At 68.8% G+C, this 26,269-nt stretch carries 26 protein-coding genes and 1 tRNA gene; 19 read left to right on the top strand and 8 right to left on the bottom strand.

Annotated elements, in window-relative coordinates:
- Nucleotides 1-65: 65 nt before the first annotated feature.
- On the bottom strand, nucleotides 66-1,079 hold the full coding sequence (locus N5D30_RS18065) for an ATP-binding protein (protein ID WP_279910096.1): 1,014 nt from the start codon (nucleotides 1,077-1,079) through the stop codon (nucleotides 66-68).
- Nucleotides 1,076-1,810 (bottom strand): response regulator, encoded by a 735-nt coding sequence (locus tag N5D30_RS18060; RefSeq protein ID WP_279904452.1) that lies wholly within the window; start codon nucleotides 1,808-1,810, stop codon nucleotides 1,076-1,078. The genes N5D30_RS18065 and N5D30_RS18060 overlap by 4 nt, the downstream gene beginning before the upstream one ends.
- Before the next feature lie 269 nt (nucleotides 1,811-2,079).
- Here N5D30_RS18060 and N5D30_RS18055 point away from each other — a divergent pair, with 269 nt between their 5' ends.
- The 6 genes from N5D30_RS18055 (at nucleotide 2,080) to N5D30_RS18030 (ending at nucleotide 10,002) form a co-directional block, all read left to right on the top strand.
- On the top strand, nucleotides 2,080-2,169 hold the full coding sequence (locus tag N5D30_RS18055) for a potassium-transporting ATPase subunit F (RefSeq protein WP_220814482.1): 90 nt from the start codon (nucleotides 2,080-2,082) through the stop codon (nucleotides 2,167-2,169).
- Nucleotides 2,170-2,178: 9 nt separating this feature from the next.
- Complete coding sequence (gene kdpA, locus N5D30_RS18050; protein ID WP_279910071.1) at nucleotides 2,179-3,867, top strand: potassium-transporting ATPase subunit KdpA; 1,689 nt, start codon at nucleotides 2,179-2,181, stop codon at nucleotides 3,865-3,867.
- 12 nt (nucleotides 3,868-3,879) lie between these two features.
- Nucleotides 3,880-5,925: a potassium-transporting ATPase subunit KdpB gene (kdpB, locus tag N5D30_RS18045; RefSeq protein WP_279910070.1), complete on the top strand. Its 2,046-nt coding sequence runs from the start codon at nucleotides 3,880-3,882 to the stop codon at nucleotides 5,923-5,925.
- A gap of 153 nt (nucleotides 5,926-6,078) precedes the next feature.
- Nucleotides 6,079-6,654, top strand: coding sequence for a potassium-transporting ATPase subunit KdpC (gene kdpC, locus N5D30_RS18040; protein WP_279910069.1), 576 nt, complete (start codon nucleotides 6,079-6,081; stop codon nucleotides 6,652-6,654).
- Complete coding sequence (locus N5D30_RS18035; RefSeq protein WP_279910068.1) at nucleotides 6,651-9,302, top strand: sensor histidine kinase KdpD; 2,652 nt, start codon at nucleotides 6,651-6,653, stop codon at nucleotides 9,300-9,302. The genes kdpC and N5D30_RS18035 overlap by 4 nt, the downstream gene beginning before the upstream one ends.
- A gap of 4 nt (nucleotides 9,303-9,306) precedes the next feature.
- Nucleotides 9,307-10,002 (top strand): response regulator, encoded by a 696-nt coding sequence (locus N5D30_RS18030; protein WP_279910066.1) that lies wholly within the window; start codon nucleotides 9,307-9,309, stop codon nucleotides 10,000-10,002.
- A gap of 6 nt (nucleotides 10,003-10,008) precedes the next feature.
- Here the strand turns inward: N5D30_RS18030 and N5D30_RS18025 are convergent, their stop codons facing one another.
- Complete coding sequence (locus N5D30_RS18025; protein ID WP_279910065.1) at nucleotides 10,009-11,010, bottom strand: patatin-like phospholipase family protein; 1,002 nt, start codon at nucleotides 11,008-11,010, stop codon at nucleotides 10,009-10,011.
- 133 nt (nucleotides 11,011-11,143) lie between these two features.
- Between N5D30_RS18025 and N5D30_RS18020 the strand changes: the two genes are divergently transcribed.
- The 13 genes from N5D30_RS18020 (at nucleotide 11,144) to N5D30_RS17960 (ending at nucleotide 22,315) form a co-directional block, all read left to right on the top strand.
- Nucleotides 11,144-11,422 (top strand): hypothetical protein, encoded by a 279-nt coding sequence (locus N5D30_RS18020; protein ID WP_220814475.1) that lies wholly within the window; start codon nucleotides 11,144-11,146, stop codon nucleotides 11,420-11,422.
- A gap of 434 nt (nucleotides 11,423-11,856) precedes the next feature.
- Nucleotides 11,857-12,501: a UvrY/SirA/GacA family response regulator transcription factor gene (gene uvrY, locus N5D30_RS18015; protein ID WP_279904445.1), complete on the top strand. Its 645-nt coding sequence runs from the start codon at nucleotides 11,857-11,859 to the stop codon at nucleotides 12,499-12,501.
- A gap of 62 nt (nucleotides 12,502-12,563) precedes the next feature.
- Entirely contained in the window at nucleotides 12,564-14,399 is a 1,836-nt protein-coding gene (uvrC, locus tag N5D30_RS18010; RefSeq protein WP_279910064.1) for an excinuclease ABC subunit UvrC, read from the top strand.
- A 33-nt stretch (nucleotides 14,400-14,432) separates the two neighbouring features.
- Nucleotides 14,433-14,993, top strand: a complete 561-nt coding sequence (pgsA, locus tag N5D30_RS18005; protein ID WP_279904443.1) for a CDP-diacylglycerol--glycerol-3-phosphate 3-phosphatidyltransferase — start codon at nucleotides 14,433-14,435, stop codon at nucleotides 14,991-14,993.
- 65 nt (nucleotides 14,994-15,058) lie between these two features.
- Nucleotides 15,059-15,134, top strand: a tRNA-Gly gene (locus tag N5D30_RS18000).
- A gap of 228 nt (nucleotides 15,135-15,362) precedes the next feature.
- Complete coding sequence (locus tag N5D30_RS17995; protein ID WP_220814471.1) at nucleotides 15,363-15,866, top strand: sigma-70 family RNA polymerase sigma factor; 504 nt, start codon at nucleotides 15,363-15,365, stop codon at nucleotides 15,864-15,866.
- A gap of 9 nt (nucleotides 15,867-15,875) precedes the next feature.
- Nucleotides 15,876-16,916 carry a FecR domain-containing protein gene (locus N5D30_RS17990; protein ID WP_279910063.1) on the top strand — a complete coding sequence of 347 codons (1,041 nt, stop codon included), beginning with the start codon at nucleotides 15,876-15,878 and terminating at the stop codon, nucleotides 16,914-16,916.
- A 154-nt stretch (nucleotides 16,917-17,070) separates the two neighbouring features.
- On the top strand, nucleotides 17,071-19,578 hold the full coding sequence (locus N5D30_RS17985; RefSeq protein ID WP_279910062.1) for a TonB-dependent siderophore receptor: 2,508 nt from the start codon (nucleotides 17,071-17,073) through the stop codon (nucleotides 19,576-19,578).
- A gap of 8 nt (nucleotides 19,579-19,586) precedes the next feature.
- Entirely contained in the window at nucleotides 19,587-19,862 is a 276-nt protein-coding gene (locus N5D30_RS17980; protein WP_279910061.1) for a hypothetical protein, read from the top strand.
- Complete coding sequence (locus N5D30_RS17975; RefSeq protein WP_279910060.1) at nucleotides 19,853-20,146, top strand: hypothetical protein; 294 nt, start codon at nucleotides 19,853-19,855, stop codon at nucleotides 20,144-20,146. Before N5D30_RS17980 ends, N5D30_RS17975 begins: the two co-directional genes overlap by 10 nt.
- A 15-nt stretch (nucleotides 20,147-20,161) precedes the next feature.
- Nucleotides 20,162-21,802: a PepSY-associated TM helix domain-containing protein gene (locus tag N5D30_RS17970; protein WP_279910059.1), complete on the top strand. Its 1,641-nt coding sequence runs from the start codon at nucleotides 20,162-20,164 to the stop codon at nucleotides 21,800-21,802.
- Between the two features lie 50 nt (nucleotides 21,803-21,852).
- Nucleotides 21,853-22,137, top strand: a complete 285-nt coding sequence (locus N5D30_RS17965; RefSeq protein ID WP_220814465.1) for a hypothetical protein — start codon at nucleotides 21,853-21,855, stop codon at nucleotides 22,135-22,137.
- Nucleotides 22,115-22,315, top strand: a complete 201-nt coding sequence (locus N5D30_RS17960; RefSeq protein ID WP_279910058.1) for a hypothetical protein — start codon at nucleotides 22,115-22,117, stop codon at nucleotides 22,313-22,315. The genes N5D30_RS17965 and N5D30_RS17960 overlap by 23 nt, the downstream gene beginning before the upstream one ends.
- Nucleotides 22,316-22,390: 75 nt before the next feature.
- Here N5D30_RS17960 and N5D30_RS17955 read toward each other — a convergent pair whose 3' ends face one another.
- From N5D30_RS17955 to N5D30_RS17935, 5 genes are all read right to left on the bottom strand, one after another.
- Nucleotides 22,391-22,591, bottom strand: a complete 201-nt coding sequence (locus N5D30_RS17955) for a hypothetical protein (RefSeq protein ID WP_279910057.1) — start codon at nucleotides 22,589-22,591, stop codon at nucleotides 22,391-22,393.
- Between the two features lie 85 nt (nucleotides 22,592-22,676).
- Entirely contained in the window at nucleotides 22,677-22,904 is a 228-nt protein-coding gene (locus tag N5D30_RS17950; protein WP_220814462.1) for a hypothetical protein, read from the bottom strand.
- 160 nt (nucleotides 22,905-23,064) lie between these two features.
- Complete coding sequence (locus N5D30_RS17945; RefSeq protein ID WP_279910056.1) at nucleotides 23,065-24,651, bottom strand: sensor domain-containing diguanylate cyclase; 1,587 nt, start codon at nucleotides 24,649-24,651, stop codon at nucleotides 23,065-23,067.
- Between the two features lie 117 nt (nucleotides 24,652-24,768).
- Nucleotides 24,769-25,497 carry a 4'-phosphopantetheinyl transferase superfamily protein gene (locus N5D30_RS17940; RefSeq protein ID WP_279910055.1) on the bottom strand — a complete coding sequence of 243 codons (729 nt, stop codon included), beginning with the start codon at nucleotides 25,495-25,497 and terminating at the stop codon, nucleotides 24,769-24,771.
- Nucleotides 25,498-25,523: 26 nt separating this feature from the next.
- Complete coding sequence (locus N5D30_RS17935) at nucleotides 25,524-26,066, bottom strand: RNA polymerase factor sigma-70 (protein ID WP_220814461.1); 543 nt, start codon at nucleotides 26,064-26,066, stop codon at nucleotides 25,524-25,526.
- Between the last annotated feature and the right edge of the window lie 203 nt (nucleotides 26,067-26,269).

Below are 26,269 nucleotides of genomic sequence, written 5' to 3'. Positions count from 1 at the left end.
CAGCTTCGGCGCGTCCTGTATCGCGGGTGTGTGGACTTGGTATCGCCGCCCCTACAAGGCGCGGCTCAACGCGGCAGGCGCAGGATGGCGGTGAGCCCGCCGCCACGGGTCTCTTCGAGGAGGACGTCGCCGCCCTGGCGCCGCGCCGCCTCGCGGGCGATGGTCAGGCCCAGGCCGACCCCGCCGGAGCTGCGGTTGCGCGAGCCTTCGATGCGGAAGAAGGCCTCGAACACCGCCTCGCGCTGTTCGGGGGCGATGCCCGGGCCACGGTCGACCACTCGCACCTCGACGCCCGTGGGGCTATCGTGCAGCTCCACCGAGGCGTGGCCGGCGTAGCGCAGGGCGTTCTCCAGCAGGTTGCTGACGCAGGAGCGCAGCGCCAGCGGCTGCACCCGCAGCGGCGCGCAGTGGCCGTGGAAGCTCACCTCGGCGCCACGGTCCTGGGCGTCCTCGACCATGGATTCCAGCAGCGCTTGCAGGTCCAGCCACTGCAGGGCCTCGCTGCTGCGCTGCTCGTGCAGGTAGCGGAGGGTGGCGTCGAGCATGCCGATCATCTCGCCCAGGTCCTGGCCCATGCGCACGCGCAGCTGCGGGTTGGGGATCTGCTCCACGCGCAGCTTGAGGCGCGCCAGCGGCGTGCGCAGGTCGTGGGACACGGCGGCGAGCATGCGCGCGCGCTGCTGCACCTGCTCGCGGATACGCCGCTGCATCAGGTTGAAGGCGTGGGCGGCCTGGCGCGCCTCCTGCGGGCCGGTTTCCGGCAGCGGCGGGCTGTCCAGGTCGTCGGACAGGCGCTCGGCTGCCCGCGACAGGTGCCGGATCGGCCGGCTGAGCAGGCGCGCGCCGTACCAGGCGGCGACGATCAGGGTCAGCAGCTGGAAGCCCAGCACGATCAGCGGGCCGTGGATATTTGGCCCCGGCGGTGGTGGGCGCAGGGCCTCGTGCTGGGCCGTCGGCGGAGGTGGCGGCGGGCGGCCGTAGTGGCTGAACCAGAGGAAGGCCAGGCCGTGGGCCAGCAGGATGGCTGCGAGGAACACGCCGAACAGGCGGGCGAAGAGGCTGTCCGCGCGGCGCATCAGCGGATCTCGGCGGCGTCGAACAGGTAGCCCTCGCCGCGCACGGTCTTGATCAGCGCCGGGTTGCGCGGGTCGTCGCCGAGCTTCTGGCGCAGGCGCGAGACCAGCAGGTCGATGCTGCGGTCGAAGGCCTCGATGGAGCGGCCGCGTGCCTCGTCCAGCAGCTGCTCGCGGCTGAGCACCCGGCGCGGGCGTTCGAGGAACACCCAGAGCAGGCGGAACTCGGCGTTGGACAGCGGCACCACCAGGCCGTCTGGCGACTGCAGCTGGCGCAGCACGCAGTGCAGGGTCCAGCCGTCGAAGCGCAGGCTGGCGCGCGGCTCCTCGCGGGGCGCGCCGCGGTCGTCGCGCACCCGGCGCAGGATGCTCTGGATGCGCGCCACCAGTTCGCGTGGCTCGAAGGGCTTGGCCATGTAGTCGTCGGCGCCCAGCTCCAGGCCGATGATGCGGTCGGTCGGCTCGCAGCGCGCGGTGAGCATCAGGATCGGGATGTCGGAGCCGGCGCGCAGCTCGCGGCACAGGGCCAGGCCATCCTCACCGGGCAGCATCAGGTCGAGGATGATCACGTCGAAGTGGCTGGCGGCCAGGGCGCGGCGCATGGCGCTGCCGTCGCCGACCGCCTCGCTGTCGATGTTGAAGCGGGTCAGGTAGCCGCCGAGCAGCTCGCGCAGCTCCAGGTTGTCGTCGACGATCAGGGCGCGGGTCGTGCGCGGGCGCGACTCGCCGGCGGTCATGGCATGCACCGTAACGGACTCCGACTGCGGTCAGGTGGGGGAGGTGGGCATATTAGCCGGCCGCGGGCCTCGGCCGGTGCCGCCTGTCGCCATGGTCGACGGCGCAGGTGTCGGCAGCGTGTCGGTCATGTATCGGCACCGATACAAAGCCCGCGCCCCGATCTTTACGCATTCTTTATGGCCCGCGGCCCCTGGCCGACTCGTTCCTTTACGCCGCCCGAACCGAGAATTCGCTCAAGGCGGCGCAGCCCGCATCACGGAGCGATCACATGAGCATTCTCGACGGGGTGTCCCTGGGCCTGGCCCTGGGGCTGTTCATCTACCTGCTGGCGGCGCTGCTGCGCGCCGGGCGCGGCTAGGAGGCCCCCATGCAACTTCAAGACTACGGCCTGATCCTGGCCTTCTTCGTCCTGGTGATGGCGCCCGCGCCCTGGCTGGGGCGCTACCTGTACCGCGCCATGGAAGGCGAGCGGACCGTGCTGACACCGCTGCTGCGGCCGCTCGAGCGAATCTGCTACCGCGTCGCCGGCATCGACCCGGGCCGCGAGCAGAGTTGGAAGACCTACGCCCTGGCGCTGCTGGCCTTCAGCCTCGCCAGCCTGGCGTCGCTGTTCGCCATCCTCCTGCTGCAGGGCCTGCTGCCGCTCAACCCGCAACAGCTGCCGGGCCTGGAGTGGAGCCTGGCGTTCAACACCGCGGTGAGCTTCGTCACCAACACCAACTGGCAGGCCTACAGCGGCGAGGCATCGCTAAGCTATTTCAGCCAGATGGTCGGCCTCACCTTGCAGAACTTCGTCAGCCCGGCGGTGGGCCTGGCCGTGCTGGTGGCCTTCGCCCGCGGCATCGCGCGCAAGTCGAGCAATGGCCTCGGCAACTTCTGGGTCGACCTGACCCGCGCGACCCTCTACGGCCTGCTGCCGTTCTGCGTGATCCTGGCGCTGCTGCTGGTCTGGCAGGGCGTGCCGCAGACCTTCTCGGACTACGCCCAGGCCACCACGCTGCAGGGCGCCGAGCAGACCATCCCGCTCGGCCCGGCGGCCAGCCAGATCGCCATCAAGCAACTCGGCACCAATGGTGGCGGCTTCTTTAGCGTGAACTCGGCGCATCCGTTCGAGAACCCCACGGCGCTGAGCAACCTGCTGGAGCTGGCGGCGATCATCCTGATCCCGGTGGCGCTGGTGTTCAGCTTCGGTCATTACGTGAAGGACCTGCGCCAGAGCAGAGCGATCCTCGCCTGCATGCTGATCCTGTTCGTCATCGGCCTGGTCGTCACCCTGTGGGCCGAGCACCAGCCGAATCCGGTGCTGGCGGCTCTGCCGGTCGAGCAGGCCGGCTCGCTGGAGGGCAAGGAGAGTCGCTTCGGCGTCGCCGCCTCGGCACTCTGGGCGGTGACCACCACGGCCGCGTCCAACGGCTCGGTCAACGCCATGCACGACAGCTTCAGCGCCATCGGCGGCATGATCCCGATGTTCAACATGATGCTCGGCGAGGTGATCTTCGGCGGCGTCGGCGCCGGCCTCTACGGCATGCTGCTGTTCGTGCTGATCGCCGTGTTCCTCGCCGGCCTGATGATCGGCCGCACCCCGGAATACCTGGGCAAGAAACTGGAGGCCCGCGAGGTGCGCCTGCTGGTGGCGACCCTGCTGGTGATGCCGGTCGGCGTACTGGTGTTCTGCGCCCTGGCGGTGAGCCTGCCCGGCCCGGCGGCCTCGATCAGCAATCTCGGTCCGCACGGCTTCAGCCAGGCGCTGTACGCCTACACCTCGGGCACCGCCAACAACGGTTCGGCGTTCGCCGGTTTCGGTGCCAACACGGCGTTCCACAATCTGCTGATCGGCCTGGCCATGCTCCTCGGGCGCTTCGGCTACATCCTGCCGATCCTCGCCATCGCCGGCAGCCTGGCGGCGAAGAAGCGCGCGCCGCTGGGCGACAGCAGCTTCCCCACCCAAGGCCCGCTGTTCGTCACCCTGCTGACCCTGACCATCCTGCTGGTCGGCGGCCTGACCTTCCTGCCGGCGCTGGCCCTGGGCCCGCTGGCCGAACACCTGGCGTTCTAAGGGAGAACCATGATGAATGCCCCCACTCGCGTGCTGAACGGTGCGCAAACCTCCAGGACCAGCTTCCAGGCGCTGTGGCGACCGGCGCTGAAGCAGGCCTTCGTCAAGCTCGATCCGCGCCAGCTCAAGCGGGCTCCGGTGATGCTGGTGGTCGAGCTGACCGCCATCCTCACCACCGTGCTGTGCTTCATTCCCAACCCAGCGGTGAGTGTCGGCCTGGCCGTGCAGATCGCCCTGTGGCTGTGGTTCACCGTGCTCTTCGCCAACTTCGCCGAGGCCCTGGCCGAAGGCCGCGGCAAGGCCCGCGCCGACAGCCTCAAGGCCGGCAGCCAGGGCCTGGCCGCGCGGCGCAAGGTCGGCGAGCAGTTCCAGGCGGTGGCCGCCAGCCAGTTGCGCAAGGGTGATGTCGTGCGCGTCGAGGCCGGCGAACTGATTCCCGGCGACGGCGAAGTGATCGAAGGCATCGCCGCGGTCAACGAGGCGGCCATCACCGGCGAGTCGGCGCCGGTGATCCGCGAGTCCGGCGGCGACCGCTCGGCGGTCACCGGCAACACCCGGGTGGTGTCCGACTGGCTGCTGGTGCGGATCACCGCCAACCCCGGCGAGTCGACCCTGGACCGGATGATCGCCCTGGTCGAAGGTGCCAAGCGGCAGAAGACGCCGAACGAGGTGGCGCTGGACATCCTGCTGATCGGCCTGACCCTGATCTTCCTGCTGGTGGTCGCCACCCTGCAGCCGTTCGCCCGGCATGCCGGCGGCGACCTGCCGCTGGTGTACCTGGTGGCGCTGCTGGTGACGCTGATCCCGACCACCATCGGCGGCCTGCTCTCGGCCATCGGCATCGCCGGCATGGACCGCCTGGTGCGCCTCAACGTCATTGCCAAGTCCGGCCGCGCGGTGGAGGCGGCGGGGGACGTGCATACCCTGCTGCTGGACAAGACCGGCACTATCACTTTCGGCAACCGTCGCTGCAGCGCGCTGGTCAAGGCACCGGGCGTCAACGGCCGCGACCTGGCCGAGGCGGCGCTGCTGGCCTCGCTGGCCGACGACACGGCCGAGGGCAAGTCCATCGTCGAGTACCTGCGCGGCCTGAGCCCGGTGGAGGTGCCGGAGCGCGGCGCGGTGCGCGGCATCGCCTTCAGCGCCGAGACGCGCCTGTCGGGTGCCGACTGGAACGGCCGCAGCTTCCGCAAGGGCGCGGTGGACGCCGTGCTGCAGTACCTCGGCATGAGCCGCGAGCAGATGCCCGAGTCGCTGTCCCGCGAGGTCGACAGGATCGCCCAGAGCGGCGGCACGCCCCTATTGGTGGCCGACGACCAGCGCCTGCTCGGCGCCATCCACCTCAAGGACGTGGTCAAGCCGGGCATCCGCGAGCGCTTCGCCGAGCTGCGCCAGCTGGGCATCCGCACCGTGATGGTGACCGGCGACAACCCGCTGACCGCCGCCGCCATCGCCGCCGAGGCAGGCGTGGATGACGTGATCGCCGAGGCCACGCCGGAGAAGAAGTTGCAGCGTATCCGCAGCGAGCAGGCCGACGGCAAGCTGGTGGCCATGTGTGGCGACGGTGCCAACGACGCACCGGCGCTGGCCCAGGCCGACGTGGGCCTGGCGATGAACGACGGCACCCAGGCCGCCCGCGAGGCCGCCAACCTGGTCGACCTGGACAGCGACCCGACCAAGCTGCTGGACGTGGTGCAGGTGGGCAAGGAGCTGCTGGTGACCCGTGGCGCGCTGACCACCTTCTCGGTGGCCAACGACGTGGCCAAGTACTTCGCCATCCTGCCGGCGCTGTTCGCCGGTATCTACCCGCAGCTCGGTGCGCTCAACCTCATGCAACTGCACAGCCCGCAGAGCGCCATCCTCTCGGCCATCGTGTTCAACGCGCTGATCATCGTCGCGCTGATCCCCCTGGCCCTGCGCGGCGTGCGCGTGCAGGCGGCGGACGCGGCCAGCCTGCTGCGGCGCAACCTGCTGATCTACGGCCTGGGCGGCATTCTTGCGCCCTTCGTGGGGATCAAGCTGATCGACGTGCTGCTGGTGGCCGTGGGGTTGGTGTAGCGCTTCAACTCCCTTTCCCTCTGGGAGAGGGTTGGGGCGGCCCGCGTAGGGCGACCCGCGTAGGGGGAGGGGCGGTGGCGAGTTGCCTGGCACTCCCTCACCCCTGGCCCCTCTCCCAGAGGGAGAGGGGAATAACGAATCTGGAGAACTATCATGCTCAAGCAACTCCGCCCGGCCCTCGGCATTCTCGGCCTGATGACCCTGATCACCGGCGTGGCCTATCCGCTGCTGGTCACCACTGTGGCCCAGGTGGCCTTCCCCGAGCAGGCCAACGGCAGCCTGTTGCGCGATGACCGGGGCCAGCTGCTCGGTAGCGCGCTGCTGGCGCAGAACTTCGAGGGTACCGAGTGGTTCCAGCCGCGCCCCTCGGCTGGCGGCTTCGCCACCGTGGCCAGCGGCGCCAGTAACCTGGCGCAGAGCAATCCGGCCCTGGCCGAGCGCATCGCCAAGGATGCGCAGCGTCTGGTGGGCGAGGGTGGCGCTCCAGTGCCGCTGGAGCTGGTCACCACTTCGGCCAGCGGCCTCGATCCGCACCTGTCGCCGGCCGCCGCGCGCTGGCAGGCGGCACGCATCGCCGCCGCCCGGCATCTGCCGGCCGAGAGCCTGGAGCGGCTGATCGAGCAACACACCGAGCGCTCGCCGGTCGGCCCCGACGTGGTCAACGTGCTGGCGCTGAACCTGGCGCTGGCGGACAATCGCGCCTCCGTCCGCAACGAGAATGCTCCATGAGTGACGCGGTACGCGCCGATGCGCTGCTGGCCGGGATGCCCCGCGAAGGGCGCGGCCGGCTGAAGGTGTTCCTCGGCGCGGCGCCCGGCGTGGGCAAGACCTACGCCATGCTGCAGGCGGCCCAGGCCCGGCTGCGCCAGGGCGTCGACCTGCGGGTCGGGGTGGTCGAGACCCACGGCCGCGCGGAGACCGAAGCGATGCTCGCCGGCCTGCCGCAGCAGCCGCTCAGGCGCATCGAGTACCGCGAGCGGCCGCTGGAGGAGATGGACCTCGACGCCATCCTGGCCAGGCCGCCGCAGCTGGTGCTGGTGGACGAGCTGGCCCACAGCAACGCCCCCGGCAGCCGCCATGCCAAGCGCTGGCAGGATGTGCAGGAGCTGCTCGGCGCCGGCATCGACGTCTACACCACGGTCAACGTCCAGCACCTCGAAGCACTCAACGACCAGGTCCGCGACATCACCGGCGTGCAGGTGCGCGAGACCCTGCCGGACTGGGTGCTGCAGGAGGCCGACGAAATCCTGCTGATCGACCTGCCGCCGCGCGAACTGCTGGAGCGCCTGCGCGACGGCAAGGTCTACGTGCCGGAGCAGGCCCGCGCCGCCATCGATGCGTTCTTCTCGCAGACCAACCTCACCGCCCTGCGCGAACTGGCGATGCAGACCGCGGCCGCGCGGGTCGACGCCGACCTCAACCGTGGCTACCGCCAGCAGGGGCTGGACGCGCCGACCGTGCGCGGCCGCCTGCTGGTGGGCATCGACGGCGACGGCCAGGGCGAGCGCCTGGTGCGTCATGCCAGTCGGGTGGCCGAGCGCCGCCACCTGCCCTGGTCGGTAGTCCACGTGGACACCGGCGGCCCGCGCGACGAGGAGCGCCTGGGCAACCTGCAGGCGGCCCAGCAACTGGCCGAGCGCCTCGGCGGCGAGGTGGTCGACCTGCGCGCCGGCGAAGTCGCGAGCACCCTGGTGGCCCACGCCCGCGAGCGCCGCGCCAGCCTGATCCTGGTCGGCCGCAGCCGCCAGCGCCTGCGGCGCCGCTGGCGTTTCGGCCGTGGCCTGGCCGAGCGCCTGCTGGCTGCCGGCGAGGGCCTGGAGATCAGCGTGCTGGATACCGAGGCGGAGCTGGAACCGGCCAGGCCGCGGCGGCGGATGCCGCTGGCGTGGCGCGACTACCTCGTGGCCGTGCTGGCGACCCTCGTGGCCAGTAGCGCGGCGCTGGGCCTGGCGCGCTTCGTCCAGTTGCCGAACATCTCGCTGGTCTTCCTCGCCGCCGTGCTGGTGGTGGCGGTACGCAGCTCCCTGGGGCCGGCGCTGCTGTGCGCTGGCCTGTCGTTCCTGGCCTACAACCTGCTGTTCATCGAACCGCTGCTGTCGCTGAAGATCGCCCGCCAGCAGGACGTGCTGACCCTGCTGTTCTTCCTGCTGATGGCGGGGCTCACCGGCAACCTGGCCAGCCGCCAGCGTCGCCAGCTGCAGGCCCTGCGCCAGACCCAGGCGGAGACCACCGCGCTGCTCGACCTGTCGCGCAAGCTGACGGTGGCCACCGACCGTCAGGCGGTGTTCTCCGCCGCGCTGCAGCAGTTCGGCCTGTGGCAGGAACTCGACATCAGCCTGCTGTCGCGGGACCGCGACGGCGTATGGAAGGTCGAGGCCGGCGTGCAGCGCCTGCTGAACGAACAGGAGCGGGCCGCCGCCGACTGGTCCTGGCAGCATCTGCAGCCGTCCGGGCTCGGCACCGGCACGCTGCCGGGCGGGCGCTGGTGGTGGTGGCCGCTGGCTGGCGAGGAGGGGCCGCTGGCCCTGCTCGGCGTGGCGCCGAAGGACGAGCGACCGTTGAGCCCGGAGCGGCGCCGGCTGATCGCTGCCCTCGGCCAGCCTCTGGCCCAGGCCCTGGAGCGCGCCCAGCTGGCGGCGGACCTGGAAGCCGCGCGCCTGCACGGCCAGACCGAGGAACTGCGCAGCGCGCTGCTGGCCTCGGTGTCCCACGACCTGCGCACGCCGCTGACCGCCATGCGTGGCTCCATCGACAGCCTGTTGGCCCTCGGCGAGCAGATTCCCCTGGCCGACCGCCGCGAGCTGCTGGAGGGCACCCGCGACGAGGCCGAGCGCCTGGACCGCTACATCCAGAACCTGCTGGACATGACCCGCCTGGGCCACGGCAGCCTCACGCTGGCCCGCGACTGGGTGGCGCCGGCGGATATCGTCGCCAGTGCCGTGCAGCGCCTGTGCCCGGTGCTGGCGCCGCTGCAGCTGGAGCTGCAGGTGCCCGCCGAACTGCCGCTGCTGTATGCCCACGCCGCGCTGATCGAACAGGCGCTGGTCAACGTGCTGGAGAACGCCGCGCGCTTCTCGCCGGTACAGGGGCGCCTGCGGGTGAGCGTGGCCTGCGACGAGGGCGAGCTGCGCTTCGCCGTCAGCGACCAGGGGCCGGGAATTCCCGAGGCCGAGCGGGAAAAGATCTTCGACATGTTCTATACCGCCGCCAGGGGCGACCGCGGCGGGCAGGGCACCGGCCTGGGCCTGGCGATCTGCCAGGGCATGGTCGGCGCCCACGGCGGACGGGTGACGGTAGGCGAGGGCCTGGACGGCCGCGGCACCACCCTGACCCTGCACCTGCCGCTGCAACCGCAACCGCGGCTCGAGGAAGAGTAGGGCGATGGCGAGCAACGCAACGACCATCCTGGTCATCGACGACGAGGCGCAGATCCGCAAGTTCCTGCGCATCAGCCTCGGTGCCCAGGGCTACCGGGTGCTGGAGGCCGGCACCGGCGCCGACGGCCTGGCCCTGGCGGCGCTGGAACGCCCGGACCTGGTGGTGCTCGACCTCGGCCTGCCGGACAAGGACGGCCAGCGGGTGCTCGGCGAACTGCGTGAGTGGTCGCAAGTGCCGGTGCTGGTGCTCTCGGTGCGCGCCAGCGAGGGCGAGAAGGTGCTGGCCCTGGACGGCGGCGCCAACGACTACGTGACCAAGCCCTTCGGCATCCAGGAATTCCTCGCCCGGGTGCGCGTGCTGTTGCGCCAGGGCGCCGCCGGCGAGCCCGGCGAGGCGGCGGTGTGCAGCGGCCCGCTGCGGGTCGACTTCGCCTACCGCCGGGTCAGCCTGGACGGCGCCGAGGTGGCGCTGACCCGCAAGGAGTACGCGGTGCTGGCCACGCTCGCCCGCCACCTGGGCCGGGTAGTGACCCAGCGCCAACTGCTCAAGGACATCTGGGGGCCGACCCACGTGGAGGACAGCCACTACCTGCGGGTAGTGGTCGGTCATCTGCGGCAGAAGCTCGGCGACGACCCGGCGGCGCCGCGCTTCATCGTCACCGAGGCGGGGGTCGGCTACCGCCTGCTGGAACTGGCCTGAGTCGTCTCAGCCCTGGTCGCGCTCGTACTTGTCCAGGGTATCGCTGGCGATCTGCCGGCCGAGCTGGATCAGTTCCGGCGCCTTGTGGAAGTCGAAGAAGCGGCACACCCGCTTGGGCACGTTGATCAGGATGTCCGGCGGATAGCCGGCGATCTTGTACTGGGCCAGCGAGGTCTGCATGGTCTCGAAGCTCTGGTTGACCAGCTCCAGCAGCGAGGCGGGGCCGACGTTGCCGACCACCCGCGAGCCGCTGGCCGACTTCGGCGCGGCCTCTTCTTCGGCCTTGGGCGTGCGGCTGTCGTCCAGCCAGGGATTGGGCGCCTCGGGCTCGACCAGCCGCTCGATGCCATCCTCGTCGCGGCGCAGAAAGGACAGCTTGGCGCCGAGTGACCCCATCAGCTGGTCGATCTTGCCCTTGATCGCGGCGGGGCGTTCGATCACCGGCAGCTGGTACTGCTTCTGGTTCAGGGCGTTGAGGTTGACCGCCACGATCAGGTCGCAGTGGCTGGACACCACCGGCACGATCGGCAATGGGTTGAGCAGCCCGCCGTCGACCAGCATGCGCGAACCCTGGGTGACCGGGGTGAACAGGCTGGGGATGGCCGCCGAAGCGCGCATGGCCTTGTGCAGGCAGCCTTCCTGGAACCAGATTTCCTGCTGGTTGGTGAGGTCGGTGGCGACGGCGGTGTAGGGGATCGCCAGTTGTTCGATGTCGAGTTCGCCGACGATCTCGTGGATCTTGCCGAACACCCGCTCGCCACGGATCGCGCCGAGGCGGAAGCTGACGTCGAGCAGGCGCAGCACGTCGAGGTAGTCCAGGCTCTCCGTCCATTCGCGGTATTCGGCCAGCTTGCCGGCCGCATAGATGCCGCCGATCACCGCACCCATGGAGCAGCCCGCGATGCAGCCGATCTCGTAGCCGCGGGCCTCCAGTTCCTCGATCACACCGATGTGGGCGTAGCCCCGCGCGCCGCCCGAGCCCAGTACCAGGGCCACCTTCTTGCTCATTGCGATTTCCCCCGAAGATTCCCCGAACATACGCTTTCCAGAGCGGCCGGGCCAGGGTGGCGATGCCGCTTCGGAGCGGGCACTTTGCCGCTACGCTGTCGTCAAAACAGACTCAGCGTCCCGGAGAACCGACATGAAGAAAATCCTCCTTCTGGCTGCATTGCTGGTGGCTGTGACCGGTTGCGCGGCCAAGACCGCCTACCGGGTGAGCTGCGCCGAGCAGCTGGACATCGCCTGGCGCGAGCTGGACCTGGCCAAGGCCGAAGGCTTCGCCGGCACGGTCAGCTACTCGAAGGCGCTCACCCTGCTGACTGGGGCCAAGACCTCACAGCAGTTCGAGGGCTACGAGAGTTGCACCAAGAACACCGAGAAGGCCCGTTTCTACATCCGCGAATCCCGCGCCGGCCGGTGAGCGGCGCCAACGCCGGTCGTCGGTTTTCCGGCCGCCGTGCCGGCCGGGCGACGCAGCCTGGCGGGGGCGTCCGGCAGGCTTCGTGGGAGGGTGACGGGCGGCCGATTCGGTGAACCGAGCGGCCCGCTCTGGGGCGGCGCCCAGCCGATTGCTGGCAACGGGCCACGACGCTGGCTCGACGCGGTGTCCGCACCCTTGGACGAGGCTCTGCACCAGCACACCCGGCGACCTCCGGCCGGGGCCGTATTTCTTTTGATTCCCCTGACTTCATGTAGAATCCGGCACTTGCGGCGCTGGCCTTCAGGCCCCGTCGCTACGGGCCTTGGCCGCCTTGGGTACGTTTTTTTGACGTTTGCTTTTTGGCGTAAATGCGCCAATCTGGTTTTCGTCGATTGCCGTGATCGCGCAGGTAGTGTGGTACAGCGAGGTGTCGCTTGATTAAGGTGCTGGTGGTCGATGACCACGATCTGGTTAGAACGGGTATCACCCGCATGCTGGCCGATATCGAGGGCGTGCAGGTGATCGGCCAGGCCGACTCCGGCGAGCAGGCGCTGAAGAAGGTGCGCGAGATACAGCCGGACGTGGTCCTGATGGACGTCAAGATGCCCGGCATCGGCGGCCTCGAAGCCACCCGCAAGCTGCTGCGCAGCCACCCCGACCTCAAGGTGATCGCCGTGACCGCCTGCGAGGACGACCTGTTTCCCACCCGCCTGCTGCAGGCCGGCGCCGCCGGCTACCTGACCAAGGGCGCGGCGCTGGAGGAAATGGTCCAGGCCATCCGCCTGGCCTTCGCCGGCCAGCGCTACCTGAGTCCGCGGATCGCCCAGCAACTGGCGCTGAAGTCCTTCCAGCCCAACAACGGCGGCTCGCCCTTCGACCTGCTGTCCGAGCGCGAGATCCAGATCGCCCTGATGATCGCCAACTGCCAGAAGGTGCAGACCATCTCCGACAAGCTCTGCCTGTCGCCGAAGACGGTGAATACCTACCGCTACCGCATCTACGAGAAGCTCTCCATCACCAGTGACGTGGAGCTGGCCCTGCTGGCCGTGCGCCACGGCATGGTGGATGCTGTCGGCTGAGCCTTGGGCAGGCCGCTGAAGAGGGCGTAAACTGCGTCCTCTTCGCCTTCCTGCCGAGCCCGATGACTTCTCCGCCCGCCGCCCCCTTCGATCCCAGCGCATTCCTCGCCACCTGCAGCGGTCGTCCGGGCGTGTACCGGATGCTCGACGAAGCGGGCAAGCTGCTCTACGTCGGCAAGGCGTCCAACCTGAAGAAGCGCCTGGCCAGCTACTTCCGCAAGAGCGGCCTGGCGCCCAAGACCGCAGCGCTGGTCGGGCGCATCGCCCAGGTCGAGACCACCATCGTCGCCAACGAGACCGAGGCGCTGCTGCTGGAGCAGACGCTGATCAAGCAGTGGCGGCCGCCGTACAACATCCTGCTACGCGACGACAAATCCTATCCCTACGTCCTGCTGTCCGACGCCGATTACCCGCGCCTGGGCATCCACCGGGGCGCGAAGAAGGACAGGGGGCGCTACTTCGGCCCCTATCCCAGCGCCGGGGCGATCCGCGAGAGCCTCAACCTGCTGCAGAAGACCTTCCAGGTGCGCCAGTGCGAGGACAGCTACTTCCGCAACCGCACCCGGCCGTGCCTGCAATACCAGATCAAGCGCTGCAAGGGTCCCTGCGTCGGCCTGGTCGAGCCCGAGGAATACGCCGAGGACGTGCGCCACTCGGTGATGTTCCTCGAGGGGCGCAGCAACGCGCTGGCCGAAGAGCTTTCCGCTTCGATGGAGCGGGCGGCGATGAACCTGGAGTTCGAGCGCGCGGCGGAACTGCGCGACCAGATCTCGGTGCTGCGCCGGGTGCAGGACCAGCAGAGCATGGAAGGCGGTAGCGGCGACGTGGACGTGGTGGCGGCCATGGTCAGCCCCGGCGGGGCCTGCGTGCACCTGATCAGCGTGCGCGGCGGGCGGGTGCTGGGCAGCAAGAACTTCTTTCCCCAGGTGGGCATCGAGGAGGAGGGCGGCGCGGTGCTGGCGGCGTTCATCGCCCAGTACTACCTGTCCAGCCACGAGCGCGACCTGCCGGGCGAGCTGATCGTCAACACCACCCACGAGGACCTGCCCGTGGTGGCCACGGCCATCGGCGAGCTGCGCGGCCGCGAGATCGCCATCAGCCACCGGGTGCGTGGCACCCGCGCGCGCTGGCAGCATCTGGCGGTGACCAACGCCGAGCAGGCCCTGGGCGCGAGGCTGGCCAACCGTCAGCATGTGGCCGCCCGCTTCGACGCGCTGGCCGACGCGCTGTCGCTGGACGAGCCGCCGCAGCGCCTGGAGTGCTACGACATCAGCCACTCCAGCGGCGAGGCCACCGTCGCCTCCTGCGTGGTGTTCGGACCGGAAGGGCCGCTCAAGTCCGACTACCGCCGCTACAACATCGAGGGCGTCACCGCCGGCGATGACTACGCCGCCATGCACCAGGCGCTGACCCGGCGCTTCAGCAAGCTGAAGGACGGCGAGGGCAAGCTGCCCGACATCCTGCTGGTGGACGGCGGCAAGGGCCAGCTGGCCATGGCCCGCGAGGTCCTGCAGGAACTGGCCGTGCCCGAGCTGATCCTGCTCGGCGTGGCCAAGGGCGTAACCCGCAAGCCGGGCCTGGAGACCCTCTACCTGAACGACGCGGACCACGAGTTTACCCTGCCGGCCGACTCGCCGGCCCTGCACCTGATCCAGCAGATCCGCGACGAGGCCCACCGCTTCGCGATCACCGGCCACCGGGCGCGGCGTGGCAAGGCGCGGCGCACGTCCAGCCTGGAAGAGGTGGCGGGCGTCGGCCCCAAGCGCCGTCGGGAGCTGCTCAAGCACTTCGGCGGGCTGCAGGAGCTGAACCGCGCGAGCATCGAGGAGATCGCCAAGGCGCCGGGTATCAGCAAAAAGCTCGCGGAGTCGATTTATGCGGCTTTGCACAGCGAGTAGAATGCGCGCTCAACTCGCTGGCCAGTGGTTCTGATGAATATCCCCAATCTGCTCACCTTGCTACGCGTCGCCCTGATTCCGGTCTTCATCTTCTTTTTCTACCTGCCGTTCTCTTGGAGCTACTGGGCTGCGAGCGCGGTATTCGCCCTGGCGGCGGTGACCGACTGGTTCGACGGCTACCTGGCCCGTCGCTGGGAACAGAGCACCCCCTTCGGCGCCTTCCTCGACCCCGTGGCCGACAAGCTGATGGTGGCGGTCGCCCTCGTCCTGCTGGTCGAGGAGCACGCCAATCTCTGGCTGACGCTGCCGGCGGTGATCATCATCGGGCGCGAGATCGTGGTGTCGGCCCTGCGCGAGTGGATGGCGGAGTTGGGCGCGCGGGCCCACGTGGCAGTTTCCAGCCTGGGCAAGTGGAAGACCGCGGCGCAGATGGTTGCGCTGGTCATCCTGCTCGGCAACCCGCCGCAGCTCACCGTGTGGGTTGGAGCCGGCTACGTCCTGCTGCTCGTGGCGGCCGGCCTGACCCTGTGGTCCATGCTGCAGTACCTGCTGGCCGCCTGGCCGCACCTGAGCATCAATTCCGAAAAGAAATAAGCTTTTTTGAATCAAGGGGTTGACGCGGCATTCCGAATCGATAGAATGGCGCCCGTCAACACGACGCGGGAATAGCTCAGTTGGTAGAGCACGACCTTGCCAAGGTCGGGGTCGCGAGTTCGAGTCTCGTTTCCCGCTCCAAAATATGATCTGCAGGGTTCGTTCGAAGCCTGCAAGTCGCTGAAATAAGGGCCGAAAGGCCCTTTTTTCGTTTCTGCCTTTTCTCTTCTCCATTCCCTCTGTATCGATCACGGACAGCCGTTCCGGCTGCGCGCTTGCAGCCGTGTCCGGTGTTTAATATATTGAGAATATTTCTCAATATTATTCGGGCGCTGGAGCGGGCAATCCGCTCGGTGCGCAGGAGACCTCGTGGCTGTCGATACCCAGGTGGGGCAGATCGAAACCCTGTACACGGACCATCACGGCTGGCTGTACGGCTGGCTGCGCAAGAAGCTGGGCAACGCCTTCGATGCGGCGGACATCGCCCACGACACCTTCGTGCGGGTGCTGAACAAGGAGGCGGGCGAGGCCATTCGCGAGCCGCGGGCGTACCTGATGACCATCGCTGGCGGGCTGGTCAGCAGCCATTGGCGGCGCCAGGCGCTGGAGCGGGCCTGGCTCGAGGCGCTGGCGGCCCGGCCGCAGCTGGTCGAGCCTTCGCCGGAGGAGCGCCAGCTGGCGCTGGCCGTACTGGAGGAGGTGGCGCAGCTGCTGGCGGGGCTTCCCGCCCGGGTGTGCGAGGTCTTCCTGCTGTCCCAGCTCGATGGCCTCACCTACAAGCAGATCGCCGAGCAGTTGGACATGACGGTGAACATGGTGCAGAAGGCCATGCTCCGCGCCATGGCGCACTGCTACCAAGCCCTCTACAGCTGAGCGCACGATATGGCCGCAGAAAGCGCGCCGGCCGTTGCCGGCAACGAGTCGCCCATCGCCGACGGCATCGTCGAGCGTGCGATGGGCTGGTACGTGCTGCTGGCCTCCGGCGAGGTCGGTGCCGGCGAGCGTGCGGATTTCGAGCGTTGGCTGGCGGTTGACCCGGAGCATGGGCGCGCCTGGCGGCGGCTGCAGGGTATTGGCGGGCGTCTGCAGGGCAGCGTCGTCCATGTCGAGCCGCCGGTGGCGCGTTCCACCCTGGCGCGGGCGAATGCCCTCGTGCTGTCGCGCCGCCGCGCGCTCAAGCTGCTGGCTCTGACCGGAACGGGGGGCGCCGCGCTGTACCTGTCCCAGCCGTTGTCTTGGCGGTACGAGCTGTCGGCGGCGCTGGCCGACCAGCGCACCGCCAGCGGCGAGCGCCGCCGGCTGGTGCTGCCGGACGGCACCCTGCTGGAACTCAATACCGCCACCGCCGTGGATATCCGCTTCGACGAGCAGCAGCGCAGCGTGGTGCTGCATGGTGGGGAGATCCTGGTCGGCACGGCGCATGATCCCCAGGGCCGGCCCTTCACCGTGGTCACCCCGGAGGGCCGGCTGGTTCCGATCGGCACGCGCTTCGTCGTGCGCCGCGATGATGCTCCGACCCGCGCCGCGGGCGTCACCCGGCTGGCGGTGACCGAAGGCATGGTGCAGATCCATCCCGCCGACGGCGCGGGGGAAGCGCCGGTGCTGGTCAAGGCCTCGGAGCAGGCCTATTTCAGTCGCCACCAGGTAACCGCGGTGCAGCCGCTGCGCGAGGCCGGCCTGGCCTGGACGGAAGGCGTGCTGGTCGCCGAGGGCATGCCCCTGGGCGACTTCATCGCCGAGCTTAGCCGCTACCACCGTGGCCATTTGCGCTGCGAGACCGAGGTGGCGCACCTGCGCATCACCGGCACCTGGCCGCTGGCGGCCGACTCGCCGAGCGAGGCGATTCTGGCGTCGCTGGAGCGCCAGTTGCCGGTGCGTGTGCGCCGTTTCACGCGTTACTGGGTCACCGTCGCCGCGCGTTGAGCGAGGCCGGAAAAATATTTTTCGTCCGGCGGCAGATTTTTCCATCTCGTGCGGCATTGCCGTGAAGCCACGCCCTGGGACCGGTTCCCGGCGGCCATCGCCGCGCGCGGCTTCATTCATCAACCGCATACGTATCAGATGGAGCCAGCACGTCATGGCGAAGCGCAGTCCCTTCCCGCCTTCCTTCCTCCAGTCTCGCCAAGAGGCCGGAACCGCCCGCCGGGGTTTCGCCCTGAAGCCGCTCGCCCTGGCCGTGGTCGTCGTGGGCCTGCCGGTGGCGGCCGGACTGCCGTCGGCCACCGCCCAGGCCGCGGATGAGCGAGCCGCCGAGGCCCGGCGCAGCTTCGACATCCCCGCCGGCCCGCTGGACCAGGCGCTGAGCCGCCTCGGCCGCCAGGCCAACGTGCAGATCGTGGTCAACGCGGCGCTGACCCAGGGCGTGCAGAGTCCCGGCGTACAGGGCTACTACTCGGTCAGCGAGGGCCTGCAGCGGCTGCTGGCGGGCACCGGGCTGCAGGCCGTCCGCGACGCTGGCGGCGAATTCACCCTGCGGCCGCTGCCCCAGGACCAGGCGGACGGCTCGCTGACCCTGCCGTCGCTCGCCGTGACGGGTGCTTTCGAGAGCGCCACGGGGCCGGTGGATGGCTATGTCGCGCGGCGCAGCGCCACGGCCACCAAGACCAACGCAGCGATCATCGAGACGCCCCAGTCCATCTCCGTGGTGACCCGCGACCAGATGGACGTGCAGGGCGCGCAGACGGTGTCCGAGGCGCTGCGCTACACCGCCGGCGTGCTGACCGGCACCGGCGGCGGCCAGACCCGCTTCGACACCGTGTTCATCCGCGGCTTCGGCGGCCTGTCCAACGCCTCCAACTTCACCAAGTACGTCGACGGTCTGGGCTGGCCGCACATCGCCCGCACCTCGGTGCAGATGGACCCCTACGCGCTGGAGCGGGTCGAGGTGCTGCGCGGACCGTCTTCGGTGCTGTATGGCCAGGCCGACCCGGGTGGCTTCGTCAACATGGTCAGCAAGCGCCCGACCGACGAGGCCTTCGGCGAGCTGATGGTGCAGCTCGCCAACCACAGCGGTCGCGCCATCGGCCTGGACCTGGGCGGGCCGGTAGATGCCCAGGGCGCGCTGAGCTACCGCCTGACCGGCCTCGCCCGCGACTCCCAGACCGGCGTGGACTACCAGAAGGACGAGCGCCAGCTCATCGCGCCGTCCCTGCGCTGGGCGCTGAGCGAGGACACCTCGCTGACCCTGCAGGCGTTCTACCAGCACGACCCGGAACAGCCCGACACCAGCTTCGTGCCGCCGGCCTTCGCCGGCGTCGGTCCGGTGCGCAGCCCCTATGGCAAGCTGCCGATCGACTACTTCCAGGGCGACCCCAACTGGAACCGCTTCACGCGCACGATGAAGACTGTCGGCTGGGAGTTCGAACACACTTTCGACGAGGTCTGGAGCTTCCGCCAGAAGGTGCGCTACGGCGAATTCGAGAGCGATACCCGGCAACTCAACAACGGTACCCCGGCGCCGAACTTCATGACCCTGCCGCGCACCGCTTCGCGCAATACCGCGGACGTGCAGACCCTGGCGGCGGACCACCAGCTCCAGGCGCAGTTCGACACCGGCCCCATCGAGCACACCGTGCTGGTGGGCGCCGACTGGCGCGACTCCGACTTCCTGGCCAAGGCGGGCAGCGGCCCGGCGCCCACACGGGAGAACGTCTACGAGCCGGTGTACGGCCTGCCGGTCACCCCGGTGCGGCTGAGCACGCGCACCGACAGCGACGCCCAGCAGCTCGGCCTGTACCTGCAGGACCAGCTGCGCCTGGATCGCTGGGTGTTCCTGGCCGGCCTGCGCGAGGACCGCGCGGAGTCCAGCACCTACAACACCAATCTGGTGACCGGCGTGCGCGGCGCGAAGACGGAGCAGTCCGACCGCGCCACCACTGGCCGCCTGGGCGTCGTCTACCTGATGGACAACGGCTTCGCTCCGTACGCGAGCTACACCACCTCGTTCGAACCGGTGGTCGGCGCTGACCGCCAGGGCGGGGCGTTCGAGCCGACCGAGGGGCGGCAGAAGGAGATCGGCATCCGCTGGCAGCCGGAGGAGGGCAGGACCATGGTCACGCTCTCCGCCTACGAGCTGACCAAGCGCAACGTGCTGACGCCCGACCCGGTGGCGCCGACCCTGTACCAGGTGCAGACGGGCGAGATCCGCTCGCGCGGTTTCGAGGTCGAGGGCAAGGTCGAGCTGATGGCCGGCCTCAACCTGCTGGCGAGCTACTCGCGCAGCGAGGTCGAGATCACCAAGGACACGGTCGAGGCCAAGGTCGGCAAGCGGCCCCTGGCCGTGCCCGAGCGGCTGTCCTCGGCGTGGCTCGACTACAACCTGGCCGCCCATGGCCTGCCGGAGCTCACGGTCGGCGCCGGCGTTCGCCATGTCAGCTCGTCGTTCGGCGACGAGTACGAGACGCTGAAGGTGCCGAGCTACACCCTGTACGACGCGATGGCCCGCTACGACTTCGATAGCGACTGGTCGCTGACCCTCAACGCGAAGAACCTGGAGGACCGGCAGTACGCCGCCGCCTGCGCCTACGGCACCTGCTGGCAGGGCATGGGGCGTTCGCTGCAGGCGACCCTGAAGTACCGCTGGTGAGCGCGGCCATGCTGACCCTGCTCGCCCTGGCGCTGACGGTGGGCGGCGCCCTGGCCGCCTACCTGGCCGCGCCACGCCAGCAATGGCTGCCGAGGCCGTGGCCGGCCAGGCCGGCGCGTATCGTCGCTGCCCTCATGGAGGCAGTGGCGCTCGCCCTGTGGCTGCAGCTGCTGGAAGTGTCGACGGCGATCTTCACCCTGCTGACGCTGCTGATGGCCTGCTTCGTGGCGCTGCCGTTCATGGCGGTGCTGCGCGAAATCCTGGGGGGCAGGTCATGGCGGTAGCGCGGCACAAACGCACGGCGATCCGTCGCGACTGGTGGAGCAAGACGCTGGCCGGCTTGCTGCTCGGGCTCGGTCTGGCGCTGGCCGGCTCCGGGCTGTTCGCCTTCCTCACCAGCGGCGGCCCGGCGGCGCCGAACAAGTTCCAGGTGACCATGTGGCTGGTGGCGCCGTTGTGGATGGCGCTGCTGTCCACTTGTTTCCTCTTCCGCAGTGGCCGGCACGCCTGGCTGTGGCTGGGCGGCGCCAACGTCTTGGCCTGGGTGGCGCTGTATGCCTGTCACTGAGTCCGAATTCCGAGCATGAATACCGACATCGTCCGCATCTACAAAGAAGTCCATACCTGGACCGGCATCCTGGCCGGTCTGGCCCTGTTCATCGCCTTCTACGCCGGCGCCATCACCATGTTCAAGGAGCCGCTCGCCCGCTGGGCCGCCGCGCCGGGGGCGGGCGCGGCGCAGGTGAGCCTGGAGCGCGCGCCCGAGCTGATCGCCCGTACTCTGGAGGCCCGCCCGGACGTGGCCGGCCAGTTCACCCTGGTGCTGCAGGACCACGAGGCGATTCCCGCCCGGCTGGTCTGGTTCCAGCGGGCGGCAGAGGGCGCTCCGCGCGAGCGTGGCGAGATCCCTGGGGTCTGGTCAGCCAGCCTGGACGACGAAGATCGTTTGCAGCTGCGCCAGGAGTCGCCGTCGATGCTGGCCGAGCTGGTCGACATCCTGCACCGCACCGCCGGCGTGCCGGGGGACATGGACATCGGCATGGGTTTCATGGGCGTGGTCAGCATGCTGTATGCCGTGGCCCTGGTGTCCGGGGTCATCGTGCTGCTGCCGACGCTGGTCAAGGATTTCTTCGCCGTGCGCCTGGGCCGCAACCTCAAGCGCATGTGGCTGGACGCGCACAACGTGGTGGGCATCGTGAGCCTGCCGTTCCACCTGATCATGGCGTTGTCCGGCGTGGTGTTCGGCCTGCACGACCTGTTCTACGACACCCAGGACAAGGTCATCTACGAAGAACGGCTGCCGGAGCTGTTCCGCGCCCACAGCCCATTCGTGCCGCCCGCCGCCAGCGGCGAAACGGCGGCGATGCTGGAACCGGAGCGCCTGCTGGCGCGGGTGCGGGAACTCAACCCCGCCTTCGAGCCCACGGCGATGACCTACCACCATGCGGGCGACGCGGCCGCCAGTGTGCTGGTGCGAGGCACCGAGCCGGGCTACCTGCTGCGCACCCAGGGCTACCTGCTGCTCGGCGCCGTGGACGGGCGGGTGCTCAATAGCTACTACTTCCCCGGCGAGCGCAACAGCTGGACGGCGCTGGCGAGCAGCTTCTTCAGCCTGCACTTCGGCAGCTACGGCGGCGAGCCGGTGCGCTGGAGCTACTTCTTCCTCGGCCTGGCGGGGGCCTTCCTGTTCTACTCCGGCAACCTGCTATGGATCGAATCGCGCCGCCGCGCCGAGCGGCGGAGTAGCGGGCCGGTGCAGCAGCGCCGTTCCACCCGGCTGCTGGCCGCCGGCACGGTGGGCGTGTGCCTGGGCTGCATCGCCGGCATCTCGGCCACCATCGTGGCGGCCAAGTGGCTGCACGGGCGGGTGGACGCGCCGGTGGTCTGGCACATGGGCATCTACTACGTCGTCTTCCTGGGCAGCCTGGCCTGGGCCTTCGCCCGGGGCGGGGCGAGGGCGTCGGTGCACCTGCTGTGGCTGGCGTCGGCGGCGACCCTGGCGATCCCCGCGACGACCCTGCTGGCCTGGAGCGTGCCCGCGCTCGGGCTGTGGGGCCACACCAGCGCCGCCGCCCTCGGCGTGGATATCACGGCCCTGGCCGGCGCCCTGTGCTTCGCCTGGATGGCGCGGGGCACGGCCCGGCGCGTCGATTCCGGGCCGGCGGATAGCGTCTGGTCCGCACGCGGCCGCGCCGACGAACAGCCGGTAAACACTGTGAATTGATCCTCCGTCCCGTGGCTCCAAACTGTCGAGCTTACGGAGATGGGTGAGTCATGAGGATCGAATCTGAAGAAGAAGCTGCCGCCTGGGACCAGTACGCAGCCTCCGCCCTGGTTGCCTTCGGGGCGGTCGATATTGCCGTTGCCGTTCGGGAAATCACGTACACACCCCTGACCATCGGCCCGCCCATGTCGGCGGGCCAGATCGCATCGGTCGCCGCGGGGATCGCCGACGCGCTCATGGTCGAGCGGCGCCGGCGCATCGCCGGGCCGAACCCGCCCATCCACCCCGAGACGTCCGTGAAGGAGGTGCGCCATGGCACTTCATCAAGCCTGTGACGTGCAGGCCCTGCGCGACCAGCGCAACGAGGCCCAGGCCGAACTCGAACGCTACCTGCTGGAGCAGTATCCGATCGACTCTGAGGAGAAGACCCTGGGCGTCGCCATGCGCGCGCGGGCGGTGACCGAGATCGAGGAGGAAATGCGCCGCCAGGTGATCGGGCCTGGCGCCGACTAGGGTTTCTGCGGCCCCGCTTGCGGGGCTTGGCCCGCCGAGGCCCTGCGGAAGCGGGCCTGGCTCACGGACCCGGGGTCAGTCCGGGGTGTTCAGCGGATCGCCTTCGTTCGATCGGCTGCGCGGCTGTTCTCCCGGAATGTCCTCATCGGGTTGTTCCTGGTCCTGGCGCCGATCCGGCTCCGCCGGATAGACGCCGGGCTCGACCGGCGGCTCGGGCGTCTGCGGGGCCTGCGGATCGGTGTCGCCCTGGGGGTTGGCATGGTTGTTCGCGTTCATACGTCACCTCACATGAGGCCGGCTGGCCTGTATGGATTGGAGGAGACGCGGAGGCCGGCCGTTCAACCAATCGCGCGGTCGGGCCTCAGGCCCGCTGCGCGGCTTTCAGGGTATCGATGTCGAGGATTTCCAGCTTGCAGTGGTCCAGCCACTCGACCGCCGAGAGATTGCCCAGTGGCAGGGGCGGCCGGTCTTCGTAGGCGTCGCGCACCACTCGCTCGGCGAGGCCCCTGTAGTCGGGAAGCTTGAGCGCATGCGCCGCGACCTTTTTGATGAGGCCTTCTGCCGTCCGGTAGGTGATCATCCAGTCCATCGCGTTTTCCTCTCACATCTGGGGCAAGGAATAGGGTCGTGAGCGCTATGGCGAGGGCCATGTCCGCGCCTGCAGGGCGACTTGTCGAAAAGGTCATCAGCCGCTGCTGATGCACTGAGCGAGCGCAGCGGGCGGAAGTTCAACCTTTTCGCCGCGGCGGCTAGGAGATCACCGTCTCGGCCTGGTCGACCCGCACGCAGTTGCGTCCGGCAGCCTTGGCGGCGTAGAGCTGTTCGTCGGCCGACTTCAGTACCAGGCTGGGGCTCGGTCCTCCGGGAATCCAGGCCGCGACCCCGAGCGAGATTGTGATGCGCCCGGCGGGCGGGATATCGGCCTGTTCCACCGTATGCCTCAGCCGCTCGGCCACCGCCGTGGCGGCCAGGGTATTGGTGCCGGGCAGCAGCATCAGGAATTCCTCGCCGCCGGTGCGGCAGAGGATGTCGTTCTCCCGCGAGCAGCCGCGCATGAGCTCGGCCACGTTGTTGATCACCTTGTCGCCCACGTCATGGCCATGGGTATCGTTCACCCGCTTGAAGTGATCGATATCGAGGGTGATCACCGAGAACGACCGGTTCTCGGCCTGCCAGAGGGAGAGCATGAACTCCAGCCCGCGACGGTTGTGCAGGCCCGTGAGCGGATCGGTCTGGACGGCGTGGTTGAGCTTGCCGATGCGTTCGTGCAGCAGGTTGAGGCCGAGCACCAGGGCGCGCTTGAGGGCCGCCGCCTCGAAGTACCAGGCGCGCACGTTCCTGATGCTGTCGGCCGTCCCCGGGTCCGCCATGTCGCGCGCGCCGGCCGAGAGCTGCCAGAGCGGGCGGGCGATCACACGCGCCAGCCACCAGATGAGCACGAAGCTGAGCAGGGCCATCGGGGCGGTGGTGAGAATTACCTTGATCATGAGTTCGTCGATCGAGGCGATCGTCGTCTCGGTCGGCCGCTGGGCGACGATGCCCCAGCGGGTGGTGGGCACCACGGCGAAGCCCGCCAGCATGTCCACGCCCTGGCTGTTGACCACGCGCTGGGTGCCCGAGTCCTCTTTTGGGAAGCGGTCGACCAGTGTGTTGTTGGTGACGATGGTGCCGATCCGATCCTGGTCGGGGTGATAGAGCAGCCGGCGACTGCTGTCGACCACGTACAGGTAGGAGCCGTCCTTGTAGTAGTGCTCGCCGAGCAGCTCGTTGAGGATGCTCCGGCGTTTCAGGTAGAAGGAGCCGCCGACGAAGCCCAGGTACTCGCCGTCGGCGGCGAAGACGGGCTGGGAGACCACCACCACCAGGTTGTTGGCGGCCGACATGTAGGGGCGCGAGATGGTCGCCTTGCGGGTACGCATCGCCTCCTTGACGCCTTCGGTGGAGAGCGTCTGGCCCACCAGGTGGAGGCTGGCCGGCGAGGCTGCGAGCACCGTGCCGCGGTTGCTGACGACGAACACCGAGTTGAAGCTGGCCGTCTGTTCGAGCAGTCGCTCGGCTTCGTCGTGCAGGAAGTCGGCATCGTCGAACCGGCGGCTCTGCAGCTTGGCGCTGTAGGCCAGTTGCTGCAGCGAGGCCTGCAGGAAGGCGTCGGTGCTGGAAGCCAGCTTGGCCGCGTAGACGTGATTGGCTTCCAGCGCATTGTTGATGAGCAGCTCCCGTTGCACTCGGTAGCTGGCGAAGAAGCTGTTGATCAGCATCACCAATGCGGTCAGGGCGGACAAGACAAGGATGAGGTTGCCCAGATCGAACTGCAGGCGTTTCTTCGTGAGCGGCAAGGTGATTCCCGGTTTCTCTGACGGCTACTCCGTTAACACTACTACTTTTCCTCGGCGGAGGGGCTTCGCGAAGGTAGCGGATCGTCGGCGCAAACCAGGCGTGGCGGGCAGTCCGGGTCAGCAGGGAGCGAGTCCGAGGGCTCCCCGCGAATTGGCGATGGCCACGTAACTGAGCAGATCGTCTTCGATCATGCAGAAACGGCCGTCGATCTCGGTGTTCTCCGGGAATCGTTCGTCGAGCCAGCACAGCAGCCGCAGTCTCGCCCGGCCGTCCGCCGACCAGGCGAGCAGTTCCGCATGCTCGAAATAGAACTGGCGGCCGGTCAGCGGGTGGAGCGCCTTGTACAGGCTCTCCTTGAGCGAGAAGGTCAGGGTCAGCAGGTGGGCGCGCTGTTCCTTCGGCAGGCTGAGGAATCGCTCGCGCTCGCCTTGGGTCAGCAGTTCCCCGGCGAGTTCGTCGACCAGCGCGTCGTCGATGAGGGATTCGATGTCGACGCCGAGGGCCAGGTAGTCGTTGCGCCGGGCGACCATCGCCAGGGCGCGGTGACGGTTGTGGGTGATGGCGCCGCAGACGGCCTCGGGCCAGCGAGGGGCGCGATCTTCGCCGATCGGCGGGATGGCCGGGGTACCGGTGAGCCGTTCCAGGGCCTCCTTGGCGCACAGCCGGCCGGCCACGAACTCGGCCTGGCGCCGGGGTACCGAACGGCGGATGGCCGGGGGCAGGGGAATGCCGCTTCGATCGATGCAGCCGGCGCCCAGCAGGCGATGATCGAAGCGGGTGCCCATCACCACGCAGCCGGGCAGCGAGACCCGGTATTCCGGCCCGGGCCTTTGGCAGAATCTCACCGGCGCCTTCCGCTCGGCAGGGCGTGTCAGTCGTGGGACTGGCCCACCGTCTTGCGACAGTGCACCAGCGCATCGCGGATCATGAAATTGACCAGCGTCGGTGAAACCCCCAGCTCCTTGGCGATGTCCTTCTGCTGGACGCCATGGATGCGATACATCTCGAAGGCGTAGCGGGTTCGCTCGGGCAGCTGGTTCAGGGCGCTGTCGATGATCTCCAGGGTTTCCTGATTGAGGTTGGCGGCCTCGGGAGTCGCGTTGCCGCTGGTGGCGTGCATGCCTTCCTCCTCGCTGCCGATGTAGCGTTGTTCCATCGCCTGCTTGCGATAGTGATCGATGGCCAGGTTGCGCACGATCCGGAAGACATAGTTGATCTGGGCCCTGAGGGGGAGGGTGATGGCCCGTCCACCCGCCAGCCTGAGGAAGGCGTCCTGGACCACATCCTCTGCGCGGCTATGGCACCCCGTGATCCGGGCGGCCGTCTTGACCAGGATCGTGCGGTTTTCCACCAATGCCTGAAGCAGCGAAGGGGCCCCGCTGACGGAGCGCTCGACATTTCCATATTCCTGCATGGTTCTACCTATGCGACAGGGCTACTGAGAGCCGGTTAATCCTTCACAGCGCGGAGTACGGTAGACAGTGTGAGAATATGTGTCAAACGCGAATGATAATAATTTTAAATTAGATGGATATAACCCGAAGGGCCTGAGCTAGAGCCAAGGCGTGGTCGCATGACCGCTCAGCCAAGTAGAAACGAACCTGTTTGCAGAATATT

This window comes from Pseudomonas sp. GD03875 (genome assembly GCF_029840585.1).
Taxonomy (GTDB): Bacteria; Pseudomonadota; Gammaproteobacteria; order Pseudomonadales; family Pseudomonadaceae; genus Aquipseudomonas; species Aquipseudomonas paralcaligenes.
Note: the sequence above shows the minus strand (reverse complement) of the source record. Positions and strands in the feature narration are given on the sequence as shown.

What these genes read in the sequence shown, in the direction of transcription:
- N5D30_RS18060 (WP_279904452.1), bottom strand. Translation starts at nt 1,810, where the DNA reads ATGACCGCCGGCGAGTCGCGCCCGCGCACGACCCGCGCCCTGATCGTC.
- N5D30_RS18055 (WP_220814482.1), top strand. Translation starts at nt 2,080, where the DNA reads ATGAGCATTCTCGACGGGGTGTCCCTGGGCCTGGCCCTGGGGCTGTTC.
- kdpA (WP_279910071.1), top strand. Translation starts at nt 2,179, where the DNA reads ATGCAACTTCAAGACTACGGCCTGATCCTGGCCTTCTTCGTCCTGGTG.
- kdpB (WP_279910070.1), top strand. Translation starts at nt 3,880, where the DNA reads ATGAATGCCCCCACTCGCGTGCTGAACGGTGCGCAAACCTCCAGGACC.
- kdpC (WP_279910069.1), top strand. Translation starts at nt 6,079, where the DNA reads ATGCTCAAGCAACTCCGCCCGGCCCTCGGCATTCTCGGCCTGATGACC.
- N5D30_RS18035 (WP_279910068.1), top strand. Translation starts at nt 6,651, where the DNA reads ATGAGTGACGCGGTACGCGCCGATGCGCTGCTGGCCGGGATGCCCCGC.
- N5D30_RS18030 (WP_279910066.1), top strand. Translation starts at nt 9,307, where the DNA reads ATGGCGAGCAACGCAACGACCATCCTGGTCATCGACGACGAGGCGCAG.
- N5D30_RS18025 (WP_279910065.1), bottom strand. Translation starts at nt 11,010, where the DNA reads ATGAGCAAGAAGGTGGCCCTGGTACTGGGCTCGGGCGGCGCGCGGGGC.
- N5D30_RS18020 (WP_220814475.1), top strand. Translation starts at nt 11,144, where the DNA reads ATGAAGAAAATCCTCCTTCTGGCTGCATTGCTGGTGGCTGTGACCGGT.
- uvrC (WP_279910064.1), top strand. Translation starts at nt 12,564, where the DNA reads ATGACTTCTCCGCCCGCCGCCCCCTTCGATCCCAGCGCATTCCTCGCC.
- pgsA (WP_279904443.1), top strand. Translation starts at nt 14,433, where the DNA reads ATGAATATCCCCAATCTGCTCACCTTGCTACGCGTCGCCCTGATTCCG.
- N5D30_RS17990 (WP_279910063.1), top strand. Translation starts at nt 15,876, where the DNA reads ATGGCCGCAGAAAGCGCGCCGGCCGTTGCCGGCAACGAGTCGCCCATC.
- N5D30_RS17985 (WP_279910062.1), top strand. Translation starts at nt 17,071, where the DNA reads ATGGCGAAGCGCAGTCCCTTCCCGCCTTCCTTCCTCCAGTCTCGCCAA.
- N5D30_RS17980 (WP_279910061.1), top strand. Translation starts at nt 19,587, where the DNA reads ATGCTGACCCTGCTCGCCCTGGCGCTGACGGTGGGCGGCGCCCTGGCC.
- N5D30_RS17975 (WP_279910060.1), top strand. Translation starts at nt 19,853, where the DNA reads ATGGCGGTAGCGCGGCACAAACGCACGGCGATCCGTCGCGACTGGTGG.
- N5D30_RS17970 (WP_279910059.1), top strand. Translation starts at nt 20,162, where the DNA reads ATGAATACCGACATCGTCCGCATCTACAAAGAAGTCCATACCTGGACC.
- N5D30_RS17965 (WP_220814465.1), top strand. Translation starts at nt 21,853, where the DNA reads ATGAGGATCGAATCTGAAGAAGAAGCTGCCGCCTGGGACCAGTACGCA.
- N5D30_RS17960 (WP_279910058.1), top strand. Translation starts at nt 22,115, where the DNA reads ATGGCACTTCATCAAGCCTGTGACGTGCAGGCCCTGCGCGACCAGCGC.
- N5D30_RS17955 (WP_279910057.1), bottom strand. Translation starts at nt 22,591, where the DNA reads ATGAACGCGAACAACCATGCCAACCCCCAGGGCGACACCGATCCGCAG.
- N5D30_RS17950 (WP_220814462.1), bottom strand. Translation starts at nt 22,904, where the DNA reads ATGGACTGGATGATCACCTACCGGACGGCAGAAGGCCTCATCAAAAAG.
- N5D30_RS17935 (WP_220814461.1), bottom strand. Translation starts at nt 26,066, where the DNA reads ATGCAGGAATATGGAAATGTCGAGCGCTCCGTCAGCGGGGCCCCTTCG.